This is a genomic window from Streptomyces guryensis (assembly GCF_021261325.1).
Classification (GTDB): domain Bacteria; phylum Actinomycetota; class Actinomycetes; order Streptomycetales; family Streptomycetaceae; genus Streptomyces; species Streptomyces guryensis.
In genome coordinates, this window is sequence record NZ_JAJSBI010000017.1 from 177202 (window position 1) to 192511 (window position 15310).

Here is a 15310-nt window from a genome sequence, read left to right on the forward strand (position 1 = left end):
AGTCACCGCGCCGGCTCCCGCCCATCGTATGTTCGATCGCCCCGCTTCGCTCCGGCTGTACGGCGGAGCCACCGCTCAGCGGCGCCCCGACGACAGCACGCAGAACTCGTTCCCCCGGGATCGGCGAGTGTCACCGACGACACCTCGCCTTGCCCGACATGGCCAAGATCAGTCCGGGCAGGCGCGTAGTGAACACTGGGTCCGAGTGACCTGACCACGAGACTGGGAGGCAGCCGCATGACCCGCCCGATCACCGCAGGCGTCGACGGAACCGAGGAGAGCATCGCGGCATTGGACTGGGCGGCCCGGGAGGCGGTCCGGCGGGGGCTGGCGCTGCGCGTCGTGCAGGCCTGGCGCTTCCAGCCCTACGAGGCGATCGACGCCGCTGATCCGGGCACGCAGGCCGGATGGGTGCGGGACGCGCTGGACGAGGCCCTCCGGAGTGTCACCACACGGCATCCGGATCTCGATGTCGCCACCGATGTCGTGGCGGGCGAGACGGTCGACACGCTGGTCGAGGAGGCCGCGGAGGCCGAGATGCTCGTGCTCGGATCACGTGGGCACGGGCCCGTCGTCGGCTTCCTGCTCGGCTCCGTCGGCCAGCAGGTGATCGCCGAGGCGACGCGGCCGGTGGTGCTCGTGCGCGCCGGCGACCGGCCGACCGGCGAGGCCGCCGGACGCGAGGTCGTCGTCGGCCAGCAGGGCGAGCCGGACGACAGCGCCGAGACGCTGCGGTTCGCGTTCGAGACGGCGGCCGCCCGCGGCGCCACCGTGCGCGCGGTGCGGGCCTGGACACTGCCACCGGTGTTCGCGTACAGCCCGGGCTCGATGCACCTGCTCGACGAGGCGGGCGGCCTGGAACCGTTCGAGACGAAGGCACTCGCCGCCGCGCTGCAGCCCTGGCGGGACCGCTTCCCCGACGTGCCCGTGATCGAGCACCTGGAGATGGGCAGCGCCGGCCAGCTACTGCTGTCGGTGGCCGCGCGGGCCCAGCTGATGGTCGTCGGCCGGCGCGCCCACCGCACGGCCGTCGGCACGCGCATCGGGTCGGTGGCGCACGGCGTCCTGCACCATGCGGACTGCCCGGTGGCCGTGGTCCCGCACGCCTGAGTCACTCCGGGTTGACCGGCTCCAGGGTCTCCCGCGCCTTGGGCAGCACGTTCTCGATGTAGTCCTCGACCGCCGTGTCCAGCCCCATGTCGTGCTGCGCCCGCTCGGACAGGTACCAGCGGTGTTCCAGCAGCTCGTGGTAGATCTCAGCCGGGTCCATCGAGCCGCGCAGTTCGAGGGGCACGGCGCGCACGGTGGGCCGGAAGACGTCCCGTACCCACCGGTGGGCCAGTACCTCGGGGCGGGCCGCGAGGGGGTCGCCGGGCGCGTAGTCGTCCTGGGTGGCCATCCAGCTCTCCAGGTCGTTCAGCAGCCGCCGCGCCTGGTTCTCCTCGGCGTCGAGGCCGGTCAGACGCAGCAGCTGGCGCTGGTGGTGGCCGGCGTCGACGACCTTGGGCACGAAGGTGACCGTGTCCCCGTTGGAGGAGTGCTGGATCTGCATCTCGGCCACGTCGAAACCGAGTTCGTTCAGGCGGCGGATCCGGCGCTCGATGTAGTGGTACTTGCCGGCCGGGTACACGGACGTGCGGGTCAGTTCCTGCCACAGGTCCCCGTAGCGGGCACAGATCTCCATGCCGAACTCGACCGGGTCCACGGAGGGGTGCAGCGCCCCGGATGCCTCCAGGTCGAGGAGCTCGCCGCTGATGTTCACGCGCGCGAGGTCGAGGTCGTAGTCGCGCTGTCCGCCGCTGAGCCGGGGGTGCAGGTCGCCGGTCTCGGCGTCCACCAGGTACGCGGCGTAGGCGCCCGCGTCGCGCCGGAAGAGGGTGTTGGACAGTGAGCAGTCGCCCCAGGCGAACCCGGCGAGGTGCAGGCGCACCAGCAGCACGGCGAGAGCGTCCATCAGGCGGTGCATGGTGGCCGGGCGCATCGTCGTCTCGAACATCGAGCGGTAGGGCTGCGAGCCGCGCAGATGCCGGGTGATCAGCACCGGTTCCAGCGGGTCGCCCTCCTGGTCGGCGCGTCCGGTGACCACGGCCAGCGGGTCCACCGCGGGGATACCGAGCCGGTCCAGGTCGCGCAGCAGCTCGTACTCGCGCAGGGCGGGCCGTTCGGCGAGTTCCTTGACGGCGATCACCTCGTCGCCGGCCCGGGCGTAGCGCACGACGTGCCGGGATATGCCGCGCGGCAGCGGGACCAGGTACTCGTCGGGCCACTCCTCCAGGGGCAGGTGCCAGGGCAGGGCCAGCAGGAGCGCGGGGTGCTCCGGGTTCGTCGCGCTGATCTGCAGTGCCATGGCGTGCGTGTCCTTGCCTCGCGGGTGATCGTCACCTCACCTTAGAGGGCGCGCTCCTTGGCCTGAAGCGCCGCTTCACGTACTGGACCGCGGTGCACCGGGCCGTGCCCGGGCAGCAGCAGCTCGCCTTCCAGTGCGGCCAGGATGTCCAGCGAGGCCACGGCGCGGGCGCGCTCGTGGTGGAACATGTCGGGCAGCAGCTGCGGCCCCTGGATCCGCGAGGTGGGGTGGCCACTGGCCAGCGCGTCGCCCGAGATCAGCACCCCGGCGTCCGGCAGGTGGAAGGCCGTGTGCCCGTCGGTGTGGCCGGGTGTGTGCACCGGCACGGGGCGGCCCGGCAGGTCCAGCGGGCCCGCTGCCGGGAACGGCTCCGGGGCGGCGACCGGCACATGGGCCATGCCGCCGGAGCGAAGGGTGTGCACCGACCAGGGCAGGACCCCTGGCCGCCAGCTGTTCTTCACGACCTGCCCGACGGTCACCTGCTGCAGGAACTCCCGGCGTGCGTGCGGCACTTCGGCCTCATGGAGATACACGGGCGTGCCGTAGGTGCAGCGCAGATACTCGGCGGAGCCCAGATGGTCGTTGTGCGCGTGCGTGATCAGCACCGCCGCGACGGCCTCCGGTGCACCACCCACCGCCTCCAGCGACGCGAGCAACTGCTCCCGGTCTCCGAGGTAGCCGGTGTCCACCAGGGTCATCTCGTCGCCCTCGGTGAGGATCACCCAGTTGGTGTTGCTGCCGTGTACCAGGTGAATGCCGTCGGCGACTTGCCGCACGTCTGCCTGCATGATTGCCCCGCGTGGTGAGGTCCCTGACCGACAGCACCAGCAAAGCAGACGCGGCCCGCACCGGAAGCGGCAGGTCCGCGCCAATCTGCGAGTTCGCAAGCTCGCAGAGGGAGGGCTGCCTCCGGCACCGTCCGCCGGAGGCAGCCCCCTGCGTGCGGGCGAAGCGGCCGCCTCTCCGCCTCACCGCACGCCGTGCGGGCGGAACTGGATGCTGATGCGCGGTCCCGCGGCGCGTGTGGTCTTCGGAACGGAGTGCTCCCACGTCCGCTGGCAGGAGCCGCCCATCACGATGAGATCGCCGTGCCCCAGCGGACGCCGGACGCTGTCGCCGCCCCGCATCGGACGCAGCAGCAGATCGCGGGGCGCGCCCACGGAGAGGATGGCGACCATGGTGTCCTGGCGGGCGCCCCGCCCGATCCGGTCGCCGTGCCAGGCGACGCTGTCCCGCCCGTCGCGGTAGTAGCAGAGCCCGGCCGTGGTGAACGGCTCGCCCAGCTCGTCGGCATAGTGCGCGGACAGGGCGTCGCGCGCCTCGTCCAGCACCGGGTGGGGGAAGGTGTCGTCCGCTCCGTAGAACGAGAGCAGCCGGGGTACGTCGACGACCTGGTCGTACATCTTGCGGCGCTCCGCGTGCCAGGGCACCTCCGCGGCCAGCCGTTCGAACAGGATGTCCGAGCCGCCGAGCCAGCCCGGCAGCACGTCGATCCAGGCGCCGAGGCCGAGAGGCGTCCGACGGATCCCGTCGAGGGAGCCGAGGCGCAACTCGTCGGTCTGGTCGAAGAGCGAGCCCTGGAGGTGCGTGGTCACAGATTCAGCGTACCCCGATATTCGAATCTCTGTTCCCATCCGGACTCTGTTCCTGTCTGGTTCGGCCGGGATCCCGGTGCTCCACACCCTTCCGCCTTCCGATGCATCGGTGTATCGGATACATTCATGTATCGAACGGAGGTCGGAGATGACGACAGGGGAAACGGCGGCCCCGCGCGTGACCAGGCGCCGGGTCCGCACACGCGCCAACCTCCTCGATGCCGCCTTCGCCGTGTTCGCCACCAAGGGCTTCGGGCGGGTCTCCATCGAGGAGGTCTGCGAGGCCGCCGGCTACAGCAGAGGAGCCTTCTACTCCAACTTCGACAGCCTGGACGAGCTGTTCTTCGCCCTCTACCGGCAGCGCGCCGACCTCATCGCGGACCAGGTCTCCGGCGCCCTCGCCCTGGACGGACCGGACCTGGACGTGGCCGCCGCCGTCGACCGCGTCACCGAAGTACTGCTCCTCGACCTGGACTGGCTCCTGGTGAAGACGGACTTCCTGGTGCACGCCGCCCGCGATCCGCAGGTCGCCGAGACCCTGCTGGAACACCGGTCGCGGCTGCGGCGGGCGGTGGCCGACCGGCTCGCCCGCGCGCAGGGACTCGCCCAACTGCCCGCCGTGCTCGGCGACATCGACGGCGCGGCGCACGCCGTGGTCGCCGCGTACGACGGAGTCACCACCCAACTGCTGCTGGACAAGGACGTGGACAGCGCCCGCGGCTGGCTCAAGCAACTGCTGACCGCGCTGCTGACCGACGGCAGTGGCACCTCCCGATGAGTTCTCCGAACGAGCCCCCTCAACCAGACCACCGAACGAGCAAAGGAACCCTCGCCATGGATGCGGACGTCATCGTCGTCGGAGCGGGCCTCGCGGGCCTGGTCGCCGCGCACGAGCTCACCAGCCGGGGCCGCAGGGTCGCGCTGGTCGACCAGGAGAACGCCGCCAACCTGGGAGGCCAGGCGTTCTGGTCCTTCGGCGGGCTGTTCCTCGTGGACTCCCCGGAGCAGCGCCGCCTGGGCATCAAGGACTCCTTCGACCTGGCCTGGAACGACTGGCAGGGCAGCGCCGGGTTCGACCGGGTCGACGACGAGGACTCCTGGGCGGTGCGCTGGGCCCGCGCGTACGTCGAGTGGGCGGCGGGGGAGAAGCGGTCCTGGCTGGACGGGCACGGCATCAAGCTGCTGCCGACGGTCGGCTGGGCCGAACGGGGCGACCTGCGGGCCGACGGCCACGGCAACTCCGTGCCCCGCTTCCACGTCACCTGGGGCACCGGCACCGGCGTCGTGGAGCCGTTCGTCGACCACGCCAAGCAGGCCGCCCGCGACGGACTGCTCACCTTCCACCACCGCCACCAGGTCGACGAGCTGGTGATCGAGGAAGGCGCCGCCCGCGGAGTGCGGGGAACGGTACTCGCCGAAGACCGCTCGCCCCGGGGAATCCCCTCCAACCGCGACCGCATCGGCGACTTCGAACTCACCGCCCGGGCCGTCGTCGTCACCACCGGCGGCATCGGCGCCAACCACGACATCGTGCGCCGCTACTGGCCGGAGCGCCTCGGTACCCCGCCCACCGACATGGTCACCGGCGTTCCCGCGTACGTCGACGGCCGCATGCTCGACATCAGTGCCGAGGCGGGCGTCCGTCTGGTCAACCGCGACCGCATGTGGCACTACACCGAGGGCGTCCAGAACTGGGACCCGATCTGGCCCGGCCACGGCATTCGGATCCTGCCCGGCCCCTCCTCCCTCTGGTTCGACGCCCTCGGCCGCCGCCTGCCCGACCCCTGCCTGCCCGGCTACGACACCCTGGGCACCCTCAAACACCTGCGCACCACCGAGGACATCGCGGGCTACGACCACTCCTGGTTCATCCTCACGCAGAAGATCATCGAGAAGGAGTTCGCGCTGTCGGGCTCCGAGCAGAACCCCGACATCACCGCCAAGGACAAGGGCGCGGTCCTGAAGAACCGTCTCGGCAAGGGCGCCCCGGCCCCGGTCGACGCGTTCCTGCGCCAGGGAGCCGACTTCGTGACCGCCCCCACCCTGGAGCAACTCGTCACGAAGATGAACGAGTTGACGGACAAGCCGCTGCTCGATGCGGACGAACTGCGCCGCCAGATCGAGGCCCGCGACCGGCAGATCGCCAACCCCTACAGCAAGGACTCCCAGATCCAGGGCATCCGCAACGCCCGCCGCTACATCGGCGACCGCCTCGGCCGCGTCGCCACCCCGCACCGCATCCTCGACCCGGCGGCCGGCCCGCTCATCGGCGTCAAGCTGCACGTCCTCACCCGCAAGACCCTCGGCGGCATCCAGACCGACCTCGACTCCCGCGCCCTGGGCGCCGACGGCACCCCGATCGACGGTCTCTACGCGGCCGGCGAGGTCGCCGGCTTCGGCGGCGGAGGCGTCCACGGCTACAACGCCCTGGAGGGCACCTTCCTCGGCGGCTGCCTCTTCTCCGGCCGAGCGGCGGGACGGGCGGCGGCGAAGCAGACCGCCTGACCGGCGGTCGCGCGCGCAGCAGGGGGACCGGAGTGCCGACCGGCCGCCCCTGCGGCACTGCCTTCCCGCACGGCCGGACGAGATCGAACGCATCCTGCGCGTCGCCGCCCGGCTGCTCGACGTCCTCGGCGCCAAGGGCCTGCTCGCCCTGGCCGGCGCCGGACGACTCGGCCGGCGGGCCGCGGTCCGCTGCGCCGCAACGCATTGGGCTGCAAGGCTTCCTGCCAGTGCGTGGTGGGGTGTCCCACCGGCGTCAAGCAGAGCGTGCGCCTGGCCGTCCTGCCCGACGCGTGCGCCCACGGAGCGGGCATCGTCACCGGCGCACGGGTGCTGCGGATCCTCCTCGACCACGACCGACCGGGCCCGCCACCAGCCGCGGGCATCCTGGCCCGACGGGCGGACGGCAGCGAACCGATGATCGCCGACCGGCCCGCGGGACGGGTCCTGGGCCAGGGCCGCACCCTCGTCCGCTACCGCCCGGACCCCCGCGACGGCGCCCGGCTGATGACCGCCGTATGAGCCATGGGCCGCACCCTCTTCGCCGCCGGGGCCCACGAGGTGCTCACCGGTGTTCCAAGGGCTCCGTGCGCCCGCACCCTCGCCGAACTCGACGCGCTGCTCACCGGGATCAACCGGGATCACCCCGCGTGATCTGCACCTGTCGGCCCTCCACCCGGCCGGCACGGTCGCCGCGGGCGGCCGCCCCGGGCGGGCGCCGGCCGATGCCGAGGGCCGGCCGATGCCGAAGGCCGGCTGTAAGGCGTCCACGGCGTTCTCGTCACCGACGCCCCCGTCCTGCCGGCTGCCCGGGGGTCAACCGCCGACTGAGCACCATGGCGGCAGCCCTCGCGGTCACGGAGTACTACCTCGCATCCGGACCCAGCAGCCGGAGCAGTACCGCGGCATGACTCTGCTCGGGGTCCTTGGACGCCGTCAGCAGCGTCACGGGCCCCTTGGCCGTCAACTCCCGGACGTAGCTGAGCAGTTCGCCCGCCTCAGGGGCGTCCAGCTCCGCCTCGTAGCGGTCGGCGAACTCCTCGTACGAGCCCTCACCGGCGTGATACCAGCGGCGCAGTTCGGTCGACGGGGTGAGGGCCTTGGGCCACTCGTCCACGTGCGCCGCGTCCTTGGACAGGCCGCGCGGCCACAGCCGGTCGACCAGGACGCGTACACCGTCGTCCGGCTCGGGCGGTTCGTAGACGCGACGCACGCGAACGCTCACGATCGGGCCTTCCCGGGTTGCTGGTGGCGTCGAGCGTAGTGCGCAGGCGTGGGGTGACGCCGTATCACTTGACCCAATCGAGGAGGAAACCGAGCCGGGCGACCCATAACCTGGAATCGTGTGATCATCGGCCACCCCCCAGGAGTGCATGTGAGGAAGTCCAGCCGACAGTCCGTCAGACCCACCGCCTTCCTCCGTCGCGAGGCCCTGACCGCGACCGTCCCCGTTGCGCTCGCGGCACTGCTCGCCGCCGCCGGACCCGCGACCGCCGGCACGGGAGGCGCGTCCGGAGTCGGCGACCCGTACTTCCCGCTCGCCGGCAACGGCGGCTACCACGTAGACCACTACGACCTGACTCTCCGTTACGACCCGACGAGCCGTCACCTCGACGGCGCCGCCGTCCTCACCGCCCGCGCCACGCAGGACCTCACCCGTTTCGACCTCGACTTCAACGGGCTGAACCGGCTCGGTGCGGTCCAGACCCAGCAGGTGCAACGTCTTGAGCGTCTCGATGAACTCCCGGCCCAGGCCGTACTTGAAGGTGACCCGGCGGGCGTTCACCCAGCGCGGGACGAGCAGCACCTCCTCGTGCTCCACGTTCACGCACTCGACGGGACCGATGCCCTCAGGGAAGTCGAACACCTCCGGCTCGCTGAACGGCTCGGTGGTGAACCAGCCGCGGCCGGACTCGTACACGACCGGCGGATTGAGGCATTCCTCGATGGTGGTCCAGATGCTGAAGGAAGGGGCGAAGTCATAGCCGTCGACGGTGAGGTTCGCTCCGTCGCGGACGCCGATCTCCTCGATCTCGTCGAAGAGTTCGTCGGCGGAGTACCGGGCGAAGACGTCCGACAGGCCCGGTTCCACGCGCCCTGCGCGAATTGCGGGCCGTCACCCGGGCGCCGATCACCCGTGTGATCCTCACCCACGCGCACTTCGACCACATCGGCGGCCTGGAGGCACTCGCCGGCCCCGGAACCCTGGTCGTCGCCCAGGCCGCCTTCCCCGACGAACTCGCGCTGCAGGCCGTGAGTCCGTCCCCCCTCCCGTCCCTGCTGCCGGACGGCCAGGACCGCCGCCCGCACGTCGTCCCGGACCGGCTCGTCGAGCAGCCCGAGAGACTGACCGTCGGCGGGCGGAGTTTCACGCTCATCCCCATCGCCGGAGGCGCGACCAGCGACGGTCTCCTCGTCCAACTCTCCGACGAGGGCGTGGTGTTCACCGGTGACATGTGTATGCCGTACCTCGGCGCGCCGTTCTTCGCCGAAGGCTCGGCCGAGGGGTTGTTCGACGCCCTGCGGACCGTCCAGGACCTGCGGCCCCGGTTGCTGGTCCACGGCCACCCGCCGTTGACCGAGAACTTCACCGTCGAGGCGCTCTCCGGACTGCTCGCCGCCCTGCGTGACCTCCACACCGTCGTCGCGGACGACATCGTCGCGGGCCGGTCGCTGACCGACGTGCTGGACCGCGACCACCTTCCCGAGGTGCTGCGCGGGCATCCGGCCGCGATCCTCCCGTACCTGGTCATGCGCGACGGCTTCATCCAGCGCGTCCACGGCCAGAGGACCGGCTACTGGAAGGCGGACGGCGACGGCGTGGACCCCGTCGGCCGGGCGCAGTGGGCCGCGGCGCTGGACCTGCTGGCCGGCGGCAGGGCGGAGGCGTCCGTCACGGCGGGGGAGGAACTGCTGGCGCGCGGCGAACCGGAGGTAGCGCTCAGGATCGTCGACGGCCTGCTGAGCCACCCCGACGACGCGCCGCCGGCCGAGGTGCGCCGACGGATCCTGCACGCTCGTCGAACGGCACCAGCTCTTCAGCCCGTTCAGGTTCGCCTACTACGCGGGGCTCGCGGGCCTGACCGCGTCACCCGCCGGCTGAGCACCGGGCCCGGGCTCCATGCCGCAGTCGTACGGCCCGAGCGGCTTCCCGCAGGCGGAGCAGGTCAGCCCGGGCCGAAGCCGGCCGCCGCAGCCGCGGTGCAGGACCACCAGCGGCGGCCCCTGCGGCGCCCGGTGCCCGTCCCCCCACAGCAGCAAGGACATGATCACCGGCCACAGGTCCAGGCCCGCCGGGGTCACCAGGTACTCGTATCGCTCCGGCCGGGTCTGATAGAGCCGCCGTTCGAGAATCCCGGCCTCGCAGAGCTTGCCCAGCCGGTCGGACAGCACGTTGTGCGCGATGCCGAGGCTGCCGCGGAAGTCCTCGAACCTCCGCGTGCCGCGCAGCGCGTCCCGCACGATCAGCAGCGTCCAGCGCTCACCCGCCACTTCGAGCGACCGGGCGATCGAGCAGACCTGACCTTCGTAGGTACGAGGAAGCACGCCCCCCTCCTACGTCGATTGCATCACGCAAGTCAGTGGCGGAGGGCGACCCCGCCGCGCAGCGCCCCGGCGGCCACCTCCGTCACCGCCTCGGCCACCGCCGCGAGCGCCGGGGAGTCCAGCTTCCACTGCTGCCAGTACAGCGGGACGTCGAGGAACCGGTCCGGAGCGAGATGCACCAGACGCCCGGCCCGCAGCAGCGGCTCGGCCTGCACCTCGGGCACCAGACCCCAGCCGAGGCCCGAGGCGACGGACTCGGCGAACCCCTCCGAGGTGGGCACGAAATGCCGCACCGGACTCGCGCCGCCCCTGCCGCGCCGCAGTCGGCGCACGAAGGCGTCCTGCAGGTCGTCGCTGCGGTCGAAGGCCACCGTCGGCGCCGTCGAAAGAGCCTCCCGCAACGGTCCGCCGAACTGCTCCCGGGCGAAGTCCGGTGCCGCGACCGGGACATAGCGCATCCGGCCCAGCGCGCGCACGCTGCAGCCCGTGACGGGCTCGGCGGACGACGTCACCGCCGCCATCACCAGCCCTTCCCGCAGCAGCGACGCCGTACGGGTCTCGTCCTCGCGGCGCAGCTCGAAACAGAGCCGGGGCTCGTGCCGCACCCGCGTCAGCGCCGGCAGGAGCCAGGTGGCCAGCGAGTCGGCGTTCACCGCGATCGACACCCGGGTCGGCTCCCCGGCCCCGCTCATGCCGAGCTCGGCGCGCGCATCACGCTCCAGCCGCGCTAGCTGACGGGCGAACCGCACGACGACCTCGCCCGACTCCGTCGGCCGCACCGGCTTCGTGCGCATCAGCAGCACGCGGCCCGTGCGCTGCTCCAGCGCCTTCACCCGCTGGCTGACCGCTGACGGCGTCACATGCAGCGCAGCGGCCGCCGCGTCGAAGGTGCCCTCGTCCACCGCGGCCAGCAGCGTCCGCACCTGGTCCAGGGGCAGCTCCGTCAGCTCTGACTTCATATTCGCTAATGATACGTAAGAATCTTTAGCTGTACGTGCAGTGATCGTCTCCGTAGCGTCGATGCCATGACCCATGCTCTGACCGCCGCGGCCGCAGGCTTCGGCACCGGCCTCTCGCTCATCGTCGCCATCGGCGCCCAGAACGCCTTCGTCCTGCGCCAGGGGATCCGCCGCGACGCGGTCCTCGCCGTCGTCGGCATCTGCGCCCTGTCCGACGCCGTCCTCATCGCGCTCGGCGTCGGCGGGGTCGGCGCGGTGGTGGTGGCATGGCCGGGAGCGCTGACCGCGGTCGGCTGGATCGGCGGGGCCTTCCTGCTCTGCTACGGCGCCCTCGCCGCCCGCCGGGTGCTGAGGCCCGGCGGGGCCCTGCGGACCGAGGGGGAGACGACGGGCTCGCGCAGGCGGGCCGTGCTGACCTGTCTGGCGCTGACCTGGCTCAACCCGCATGTCTACCTCGACACCGTGTTCCTGCTCGGCTCGCTCGCCGCCGACCGCGGCCCCCTGCGCTGGACGTTCGGCCTAGGTGCCGCCCTCGCCAGCCTGTGCTGGTTCGCCGCGCTCGGTTTCGGCGCCCGCGCGTTCGGCCGCTTCCTGGCCGGACCGGGCGCCTGGCGGATCCTGGACGGACTGGTCGCCGCGACCATGATCGCCCTCGGCGGCATGCTCGTTGCGAGGGCGTGAACGCCCGAGGTGCAGTCCACAAGCTGAGACCGTGCGTCCCGAACTCCCCGACGGTGCTGGGATAGTGAACCCCGGACCCCGAAAGATGTATCGAGCAACCAGGAAGCCCGTGGACACCAGCGAGAGCAGCACGGCACCGCAGACACCGGACCCGGTCGCGGTCGACCCGCCTCGGCGCGGCTGGCGCCGCTGGGCCATGGACACCCGCCCCCTGCGCATCCCGGCCTACCGTCGGCTGTGGTCCTCGACGATCGTCACGGCCGTCGGCAGCCAGCTCACCGCGGTCGCCGTGCCCAAGCAGATCTACGACATCACCGGCTCCTCCGCGTGGGTCGGCGCGGCGAGCCTCGCCGGGCTGGTGCCTCTGATCGTGTTCGCGCTGTGGGGTGGTGCGGTCGCCGACAGCATGGACCGCCGCAAACTCCTCCTGATCACCAACAGCGGTATAGCCGTCACCTCGCTGCTGTTCTGGCTGCAGGCCTTCACCGGGCTGGAGTCCGTGGCCGCGCTGATGGTGCTGCTCGCGATGCAGCAGGCGTTCTGGGGCCTGAACGCCCCCGCCCGCAACGCCTCCATAGCCCGCCTGGTCCCGGAGGGCCAGTTGCCCGCCGCCAACGCCCTCGGCTCGACGGTCATGCAGACCGGGCAGGTGGCCGGACCGCTGCTGGCCGGCGCCCTCATCCCCGTCATCGGCCTGCCCGAGCTGTACCTGATCGACGCCCTCGCCCTCTGCGTCACGGTGTGGGCGGTCTACAGACTGCCCGCCCTGCCGCCCCTGGGCGAAGCGGCGGCGCGGCGCGCGGGCATGCGGGAGATAGCGGAGGGATTCCGCTACATCTCCCGGCACAAGGTGCTGCTGCTGTCCTTCCTCGCCGACATCATCGCGATGGTCTTCGGCATGCCCCGTGCACTGTTCCCGCAACTGGCCGCCCAGACCTACCGCTCCTACGGCGAAGGGCTCGCCCTCGGCCTGCTGTTCGCGGCGATCCCCATCGGCGCGGTGCTCGGCGGGCTGTTCTCCGGCACGTTCTCCCGGGCCCGCCGGCACGGCTGGATGGTGATCGGCGCGGTCGTTGCCTGGGGCGCGGCGATCACCGGCTTCGGGCTGAGCGGCAACCTGTGGGTCGGGGCCGCGTTCCTGGCCCTGGCCGGGGTCGCCGACATGGTCTCGATGGTCTTCCGCGGCGCCATCCTGCTGTCCGCCGCCACCGACGAGATGCGCGGACGTATGCAGGGCGTGTTCACGGTCGTCGTCGCGGGCGGCCCGCGCCTGGCCGACGTCCTGCACGGTACCGCGGGCTCGGCCTTCGGCCCGCGCACGGCCGTCGCGGGCGGTGGCCTTCTCGTCGTCGCCGTGATGCTGACCCTGGCCGTCGCGGTGCCGGCACTGCGCCGCTACCGCGTCTGACCGCGGGGCCCAGGGCGGTGCGATGCCACCGCCTCCTCCTAGAGCGCGCTGCGCCTGCGGCCCGCGTGCTGTTCCATGAGTCTGCCCCGGGTCATCTCCAGCCGGTGGGCGAGGATCTCCGCGACGCTGCGCACCAGCGCGAGTCCGAGCTGGGTGTCCTCCTCGCACAGCCGCAGCACCGCCGCCGCGTCGAACTCGTAGGCGCGGACGGGGCTGAAGGCCTCCGCGCCGAAGTCCCATTCGTGCGGCGGGAACAGCCAGGACCAGCCGAGCAGATCGCCCGAGCCGAGGCTCGCCACGGTCACCCGCTGCAGCGAGTTGACCCGCTGGTCGAGTGAGACCGCGCCCGAACGGATGACCCAGAAGCGGTCGGCCCTGCCGCCCGCCTCGAAGATCCGGGTGTCCTCCCGGAAGGAGACCTCCCGCGCGAGCGTCATCAGGCTCTGCCGCTGGGGCGGTGGGAGGGCGGTCAGCAGTTTTATCGCTTTGGTCATGACGCGGGGCTCCTCGCCGAGGATCGGTTTCGGTGCTTTCCCTACGCCCATTTCAGCCGTTGCCGGCGCTCTGAGCACCTCGGCGGACAGCACTTCCGGCCGCGAACCCCGAAGGCATGAAAAAGCCCTGGCTGGACGGGGGAGACCAGCCAGGGCCGTAAGCGGTGGCGTCGGAGGACGGTACGGTCGACTCCGTCACCACGTATGAATGAACCGTAAACCATCTGCCGGTGTTTTGCTCACTCACAACCCGGTCACGTGACCGGTTTCACTCCGCGGCCCCTTCACCGGCCGCCACGACCTTGATCGTCTCGAACTCCGGATCGCTGGGGTCCGGCAGGTACATCCCCGCCTCCAGACCGGTGCGCAGATACCGCAGCACGGGTTCGGTCAGCCGCTCGCCCGGCACGACGGCCGGGATCCCGGGCGGGTACGGCGTGACCATCTCCGCCGAGACGCGGCCGGCGGCATCCCGGGTCGGCACGTTCTCCGTGGGCCCGAAGAAGGCGTCCCGGGGCAGCCCGGCCTGGGTCATACGCAGCTCGGACGGCGACGGCACGTCCACCCGGGGGCCCGGTCCGAGTCCCGGCGCGGCGCGGGCCAGGTCCTTGAGCGCGGCGAGCAGTTCGCCGGTCGTCTGCCGGTCGTCGCCGTGGGTGATCTGCGCGCCGATGCGGCGGTGGTCCACCAGATGGGCGTCCAGGCCGCGCTGCTCCCGCAGCCAGTCCGCCGCCCGGAACCCCGTGACGCCGAGCCCCCCGATGTCGATGATCACGGGCAGCGGGTCGAAGTCGTCGGCCAGACCCGGACCGCAGAAGTCCTCCCGGCCCTGGACGTGCATCCCGTCGATCTCCTCGACCGCGGCACGGACCTCGGCCGCGAGATCCAGCGCGGCACCCATCAGCTCCGTCCCGTGCAGGGCCATCTGGCGGCGCCAGCCGTCGAGTCCGGCGTAGGTCAGTACCGAGGGGCTGGTGCTGCCCAGCAGATCGGCCCGCATCTTCAGCAGCTCCGGCGGCACGAGGTCGCCGCGGAGGTGGAAGACGGAGCCCTGCTCCAGCCCGCTGCCCATCTTGTGGATGCTCGTCACACAGATGTCGGCGCCCGCGTCCATCGCCCACGTCGGCAGGTCGGGATGGAACGGCAGATGGGCGCCCCAGGCCTCGTCAACGACCAGGGGAACGGAGCGCCGGTGGCAGACCTCGGCGATCGCCCGCAGCTCGGCGCAACTGCCGTACGGCGTAGGGCTGGTGACCAGCGCGCCCTTCGCGTCGGGATGAGCGTGGAAAGCCGCCTCGAAGCCCTCCGCGGCCGGAGGATGCGCGAGGTGGCGCCGGGCGTCCCAGCGCGGCTCGACCCAGACGGGCTTGATGCCGGACAGGATCAGCCCCGACACGACCGACTTGTGGGCGTCCCGGCCGATCAGCAGCTTCTCGTGCGGCCCCGCGACGGACAGCATCGCCGCCTGACCGACAGCGAACTGCCGCACGTGGTGAAGAACGTGTGCTCGGCGTGCACGGCATCGGCCATCAGCTCCTCGGCACGGACCAGCACCCGCCCCCGGGTGAGCCGGTCGTCCAGCCCGCCCGAGGCCAGTACGTCACCCAGGAAGACCGCGTCACCCAGCACCTCCCGTACGGCGGGGTCGGCACCGCGGGCCTGCTTGTGGCCCGGCGGGGTGAACCCCAACCGCCCGCGGCGGTGGTATTCGACCAGGGCTTCCAGAACGGGCGCTCGGCTGTGATCGGCTGTCATGCGCACCCGGGTTCCCGGCATCC

At 71.9% G+C, this 15310-nt stretch carries 14 protein-coding genes and 4 pseudogenes; 9 read left to right on the forward strand and 9 right to left on the reverse strand.

What is annotated here, in order from left to right; translation table 11 throughout:
• The first annotated feature begins 237 nt into the window (after positions 1-237).
• The gene (locus LJ657_RS30050) at positions 238-1110 is read left to right on the forward strand and encodes a universal stress protein (protein ID WP_232651978.1); all 873 of its coding nucleotides are present in this window, start codon (positions 238-240) and stop codon (positions 1108-1110) included.
• A 1-nt stretch (position 1111) separates the two neighbouring features.
• Here LJ657_RS30050 and LJ657_RS30055 read toward each other — a convergent pair whose 3' ends face one another.
• From LJ657_RS30055 to LJ657_RS30065, 3 genes are all read right to left on the reverse strand, one after another.
• Entirely contained in the window at positions 1112-2347 is a 1236-nt protein-coding gene (locus LJ657_RS30055; protein ID WP_232651979.1) for a DUF4032 domain-containing protein, read from the reverse strand.
• Between the two features lie 41 nt (positions 2348-2388).
• Complete coding sequence (locus LJ657_RS30060; protein ID WP_232651980.1) at positions 2389-3135, reverse strand: MBL fold metallo-hydrolase; 747 nt, start codon at positions 3133-3135, stop codon at positions 2389-2391.
• A gap of 180 nt (positions 3136-3315) precedes the next feature.
• Positions 3316-3942, reverse strand: coding sequence for an alpha-ketoglutarate-dependent dioxygenase AlkB (locus LJ657_RS30065; RefSeq protein WP_232651981.1), 627 nt, complete (start codon positions 3940-3942; stop codon positions 3316-3318).
• A 148-nt stretch (positions 3943-4090) separates the two neighbouring features.
• Here LJ657_RS30065 and LJ657_RS30070 point away from each other — a divergent pair, with 148 nt between their 5' ends.
• The 4 genes from LJ657_RS30070 (at position 4091) to LJ657_RS48275 (ending at position 7098) form a co-directional block, all read left to right on the forward strand.
• The gene (locus LJ657_RS30070; RefSeq protein ID WP_232651982.1) at positions 4091-4720 is read left to right on the forward strand and encodes a TetR/AcrR family transcriptional regulator; all 630 of its coding nucleotides are present in this window, start codon (positions 4091-4093) and stop codon (positions 4718-4720) included.
• 56 nt (positions 4721-4776) lie between these two features.
• Positions 4777-6447, forward strand: coding sequence for an FAD-binding dehydrogenase (locus tag LJ657_RS30075; protein WP_232651983.1), 1671 nt, complete (start codon positions 4777-4779; stop codon positions 6445-6447).
• Between the two features lie 234 nt (positions 6448-6681).
• A complete protein-coding gene (locus LJ657_RS30080; RefSeq protein WP_232651984.1) occupies positions 6682-6966 on the forward strand; it encodes a GMC family oxidoreductase N-terminal domain-containing protein in 285 nt (94 codons plus the stop codon).
• Between the two features lie 3 nt (positions 6967-6969).
• Positions 6970-7098, forward strand: coding sequence for a hypothetical protein (locus LJ657_RS48275; protein ID WP_269787085.1), 129 nt, complete (start codon positions 6970-6972; stop codon positions 7096-7098).
• 211 nt (positions 7099-7309) lie between these two features.
• Here LJ657_RS48275 and LJ657_RS30085 read toward each other — a convergent pair whose 3' ends face one another.
• Positions 7310-7669 (reverse strand): DUF488 domain-containing protein, encoded by a 360-nt coding sequence (locus LJ657_RS30085; protein WP_232652010.1) that lies wholly within the window; start codon positions 7667-7669, stop codon positions 7310-7312.
• A 207-nt stretch (positions 7670-7876) separates the two neighbouring features.
• Between LJ657_RS30085 and LJ657_RS30090 the strand changes: the two are divergent.
• Positions 7877-8140 (forward strand): annotated as a pseudogene (locus LJ657_RS30090) (M1 family peptidase); the annotation flags it as partial.
• Here the strand turns inward: LJ657_RS30090 and LJ657_RS30095 are convergent.
• Positions 8129-8536 (reverse strand): annotated as a pseudogene (locus tag LJ657_RS30095) (saccharopine dehydrogenase family protein); the annotation flags it as partial. The pseudogenes LJ657_RS30090 and LJ657_RS30095 overlap by 12 nt on opposite strands.
• Positions 8537-8583: 47 nt before the next feature.
• Here LJ657_RS30095 and LJ657_RS49095 point away from each other — a divergent pair.
• Positions 8584-8952 (forward strand): annotated as a pseudogene (locus LJ657_RS49095) (MBL fold metallo-hydrolase); the annotation flags it as partial.
• A 552-nt stretch (positions 8953-9504) separates the two neighbouring features.
• Here the strand turns inward: LJ657_RS49095 and LJ657_RS30100 are convergent.
• Both LJ657_RS30100 and LJ657_RS30105 read right to left on the reverse strand, forming a co-directional pair.
• Positions 9505-9990 carry a winged helix-turn-helix transcriptional regulator gene (locus LJ657_RS30100; RefSeq protein ID WP_232651985.1) on the reverse strand — a complete coding sequence of 162 codons (486 nt, stop codon included), beginning with the start codon at positions 9988-9990 and terminating at the stop codon, positions 9505-9507.
• Positions 9991-10022: 32 nt separating this feature from the next.
• Positions 10023-10949 carry a LysR family transcriptional regulator ArgP gene (locus tag LJ657_RS30105; protein ID WP_232651986.1) on the reverse strand — a complete coding sequence of 309 codons (927 nt, stop codon included), beginning with the start codon at positions 10947-10949 and terminating at the stop codon, positions 10023-10025.
• A gap of 66 nt (positions 10950-11015) precedes the next feature.
• On the opposite strand from LJ657_RS30105, the gene LJ657_RS30110 reads away from it, so the two are divergent.
• Complete coding sequence (locus tag LJ657_RS30110; RefSeq protein ID WP_232651987.1) at positions 11016-11630, forward strand: LysE/ArgO family amino acid transporter; 615 nt, start codon at positions 11016-11018, stop codon at positions 11628-11630.
• Between the two features lie 109 nt (positions 11631-11739).
• Entirely contained in the window at positions 11740-13038 is a 1299-nt protein-coding gene (locus LJ657_RS30115; protein WP_372487988.1) for an MFS transporter, read from the forward strand.
• 38 nt (positions 13039-13076) lie between these two features.
• Here the strand turns inward: LJ657_RS30115 and LJ657_RS30120 are convergent, their stop codons facing one another.
• Together LJ657_RS30120 and LJ657_RS30125 are read right to left on the reverse strand one after the other, a co-directional pair.
• Entirely contained in the window at positions 13077-13532 is a 456-nt protein-coding gene (locus tag LJ657_RS30120) for a cyclic nucleotide-binding domain-containing protein (RefSeq protein ID WP_232651989.1), read from the reverse strand.
• A 268-nt stretch (positions 13533-13800) separates the two neighbouring features.
• Positions 13801-15287, reverse strand: a pseudogene (locus LJ657_RS30125) (aminotransferase class I/II-fold pyridoxal phosphate-dependent enzyme).
• Positions 15288-15310 lie beyond the last annotated feature (23 nt).

Bases quoted from the DNA above. Each gene is read 5' to 3' on its own strand.
- LJ657_RS30050 (WP_232651978.1), top strand. From the start codon at position 238: ATGACCCGCCCGATCACCGCAGGCGTCGACGGAACCGAGGAGAGCATC.
- LJ657_RS30055 (WP_232651979.1), bottom strand. From the start codon at position 2,347: ATGGCACTGCAGATCAGCGCGACGAACCCGGAGCACCCCGCGCTCCTG.
- LJ657_RS30060 (WP_232651980.1), bottom strand. From the start codon at position 3,135: ATGCAGGCAGACGTGCGGCAAGTCGCCGACGGCATTCACCTGGTACAC.
- LJ657_RS30070 (WP_232651982.1), top strand. From the start codon at position 4,091: ATGACGACAGGGGAAACGGCGGCCCCGCGCGTGACCAGGCGCCGGGTC.
- LJ657_RS30075 (WP_232651983.1), top strand. From the start codon at position 4,777: ATGGATGCGGACGTCATCGTCGTCGGAGCGGGCCTCGCGGGCCTGGTC.
- LJ657_RS48275 (WP_269787085.1), top strand. From the start codon at position 6,970: ATGGGCCGCACCCTCTTCGCCGCCGGGGCCCACGAGGTGCTCACCGGT.
- LJ657_RS30105 (WP_232651986.1), bottom strand. From the start codon at position 10,949: ATGAAGTCAGAGCTGACGGAGCTGCCCCTGGACCAGGTGCGGACGCTG.
- LJ657_RS30110 (WP_232651987.1), top strand. From the start codon at position 11,016: ATGACCCATGCTCTGACCGCCGCGGCCGCAGGCTTCGGCACCGGCCTC.
- LJ657_RS30120 (WP_232651989.1), bottom strand. From the start codon at position 13,532: ATGACCAAAGCGATAAAACTGCTGACCGCCCTCCCACCGCCCCAGCGG.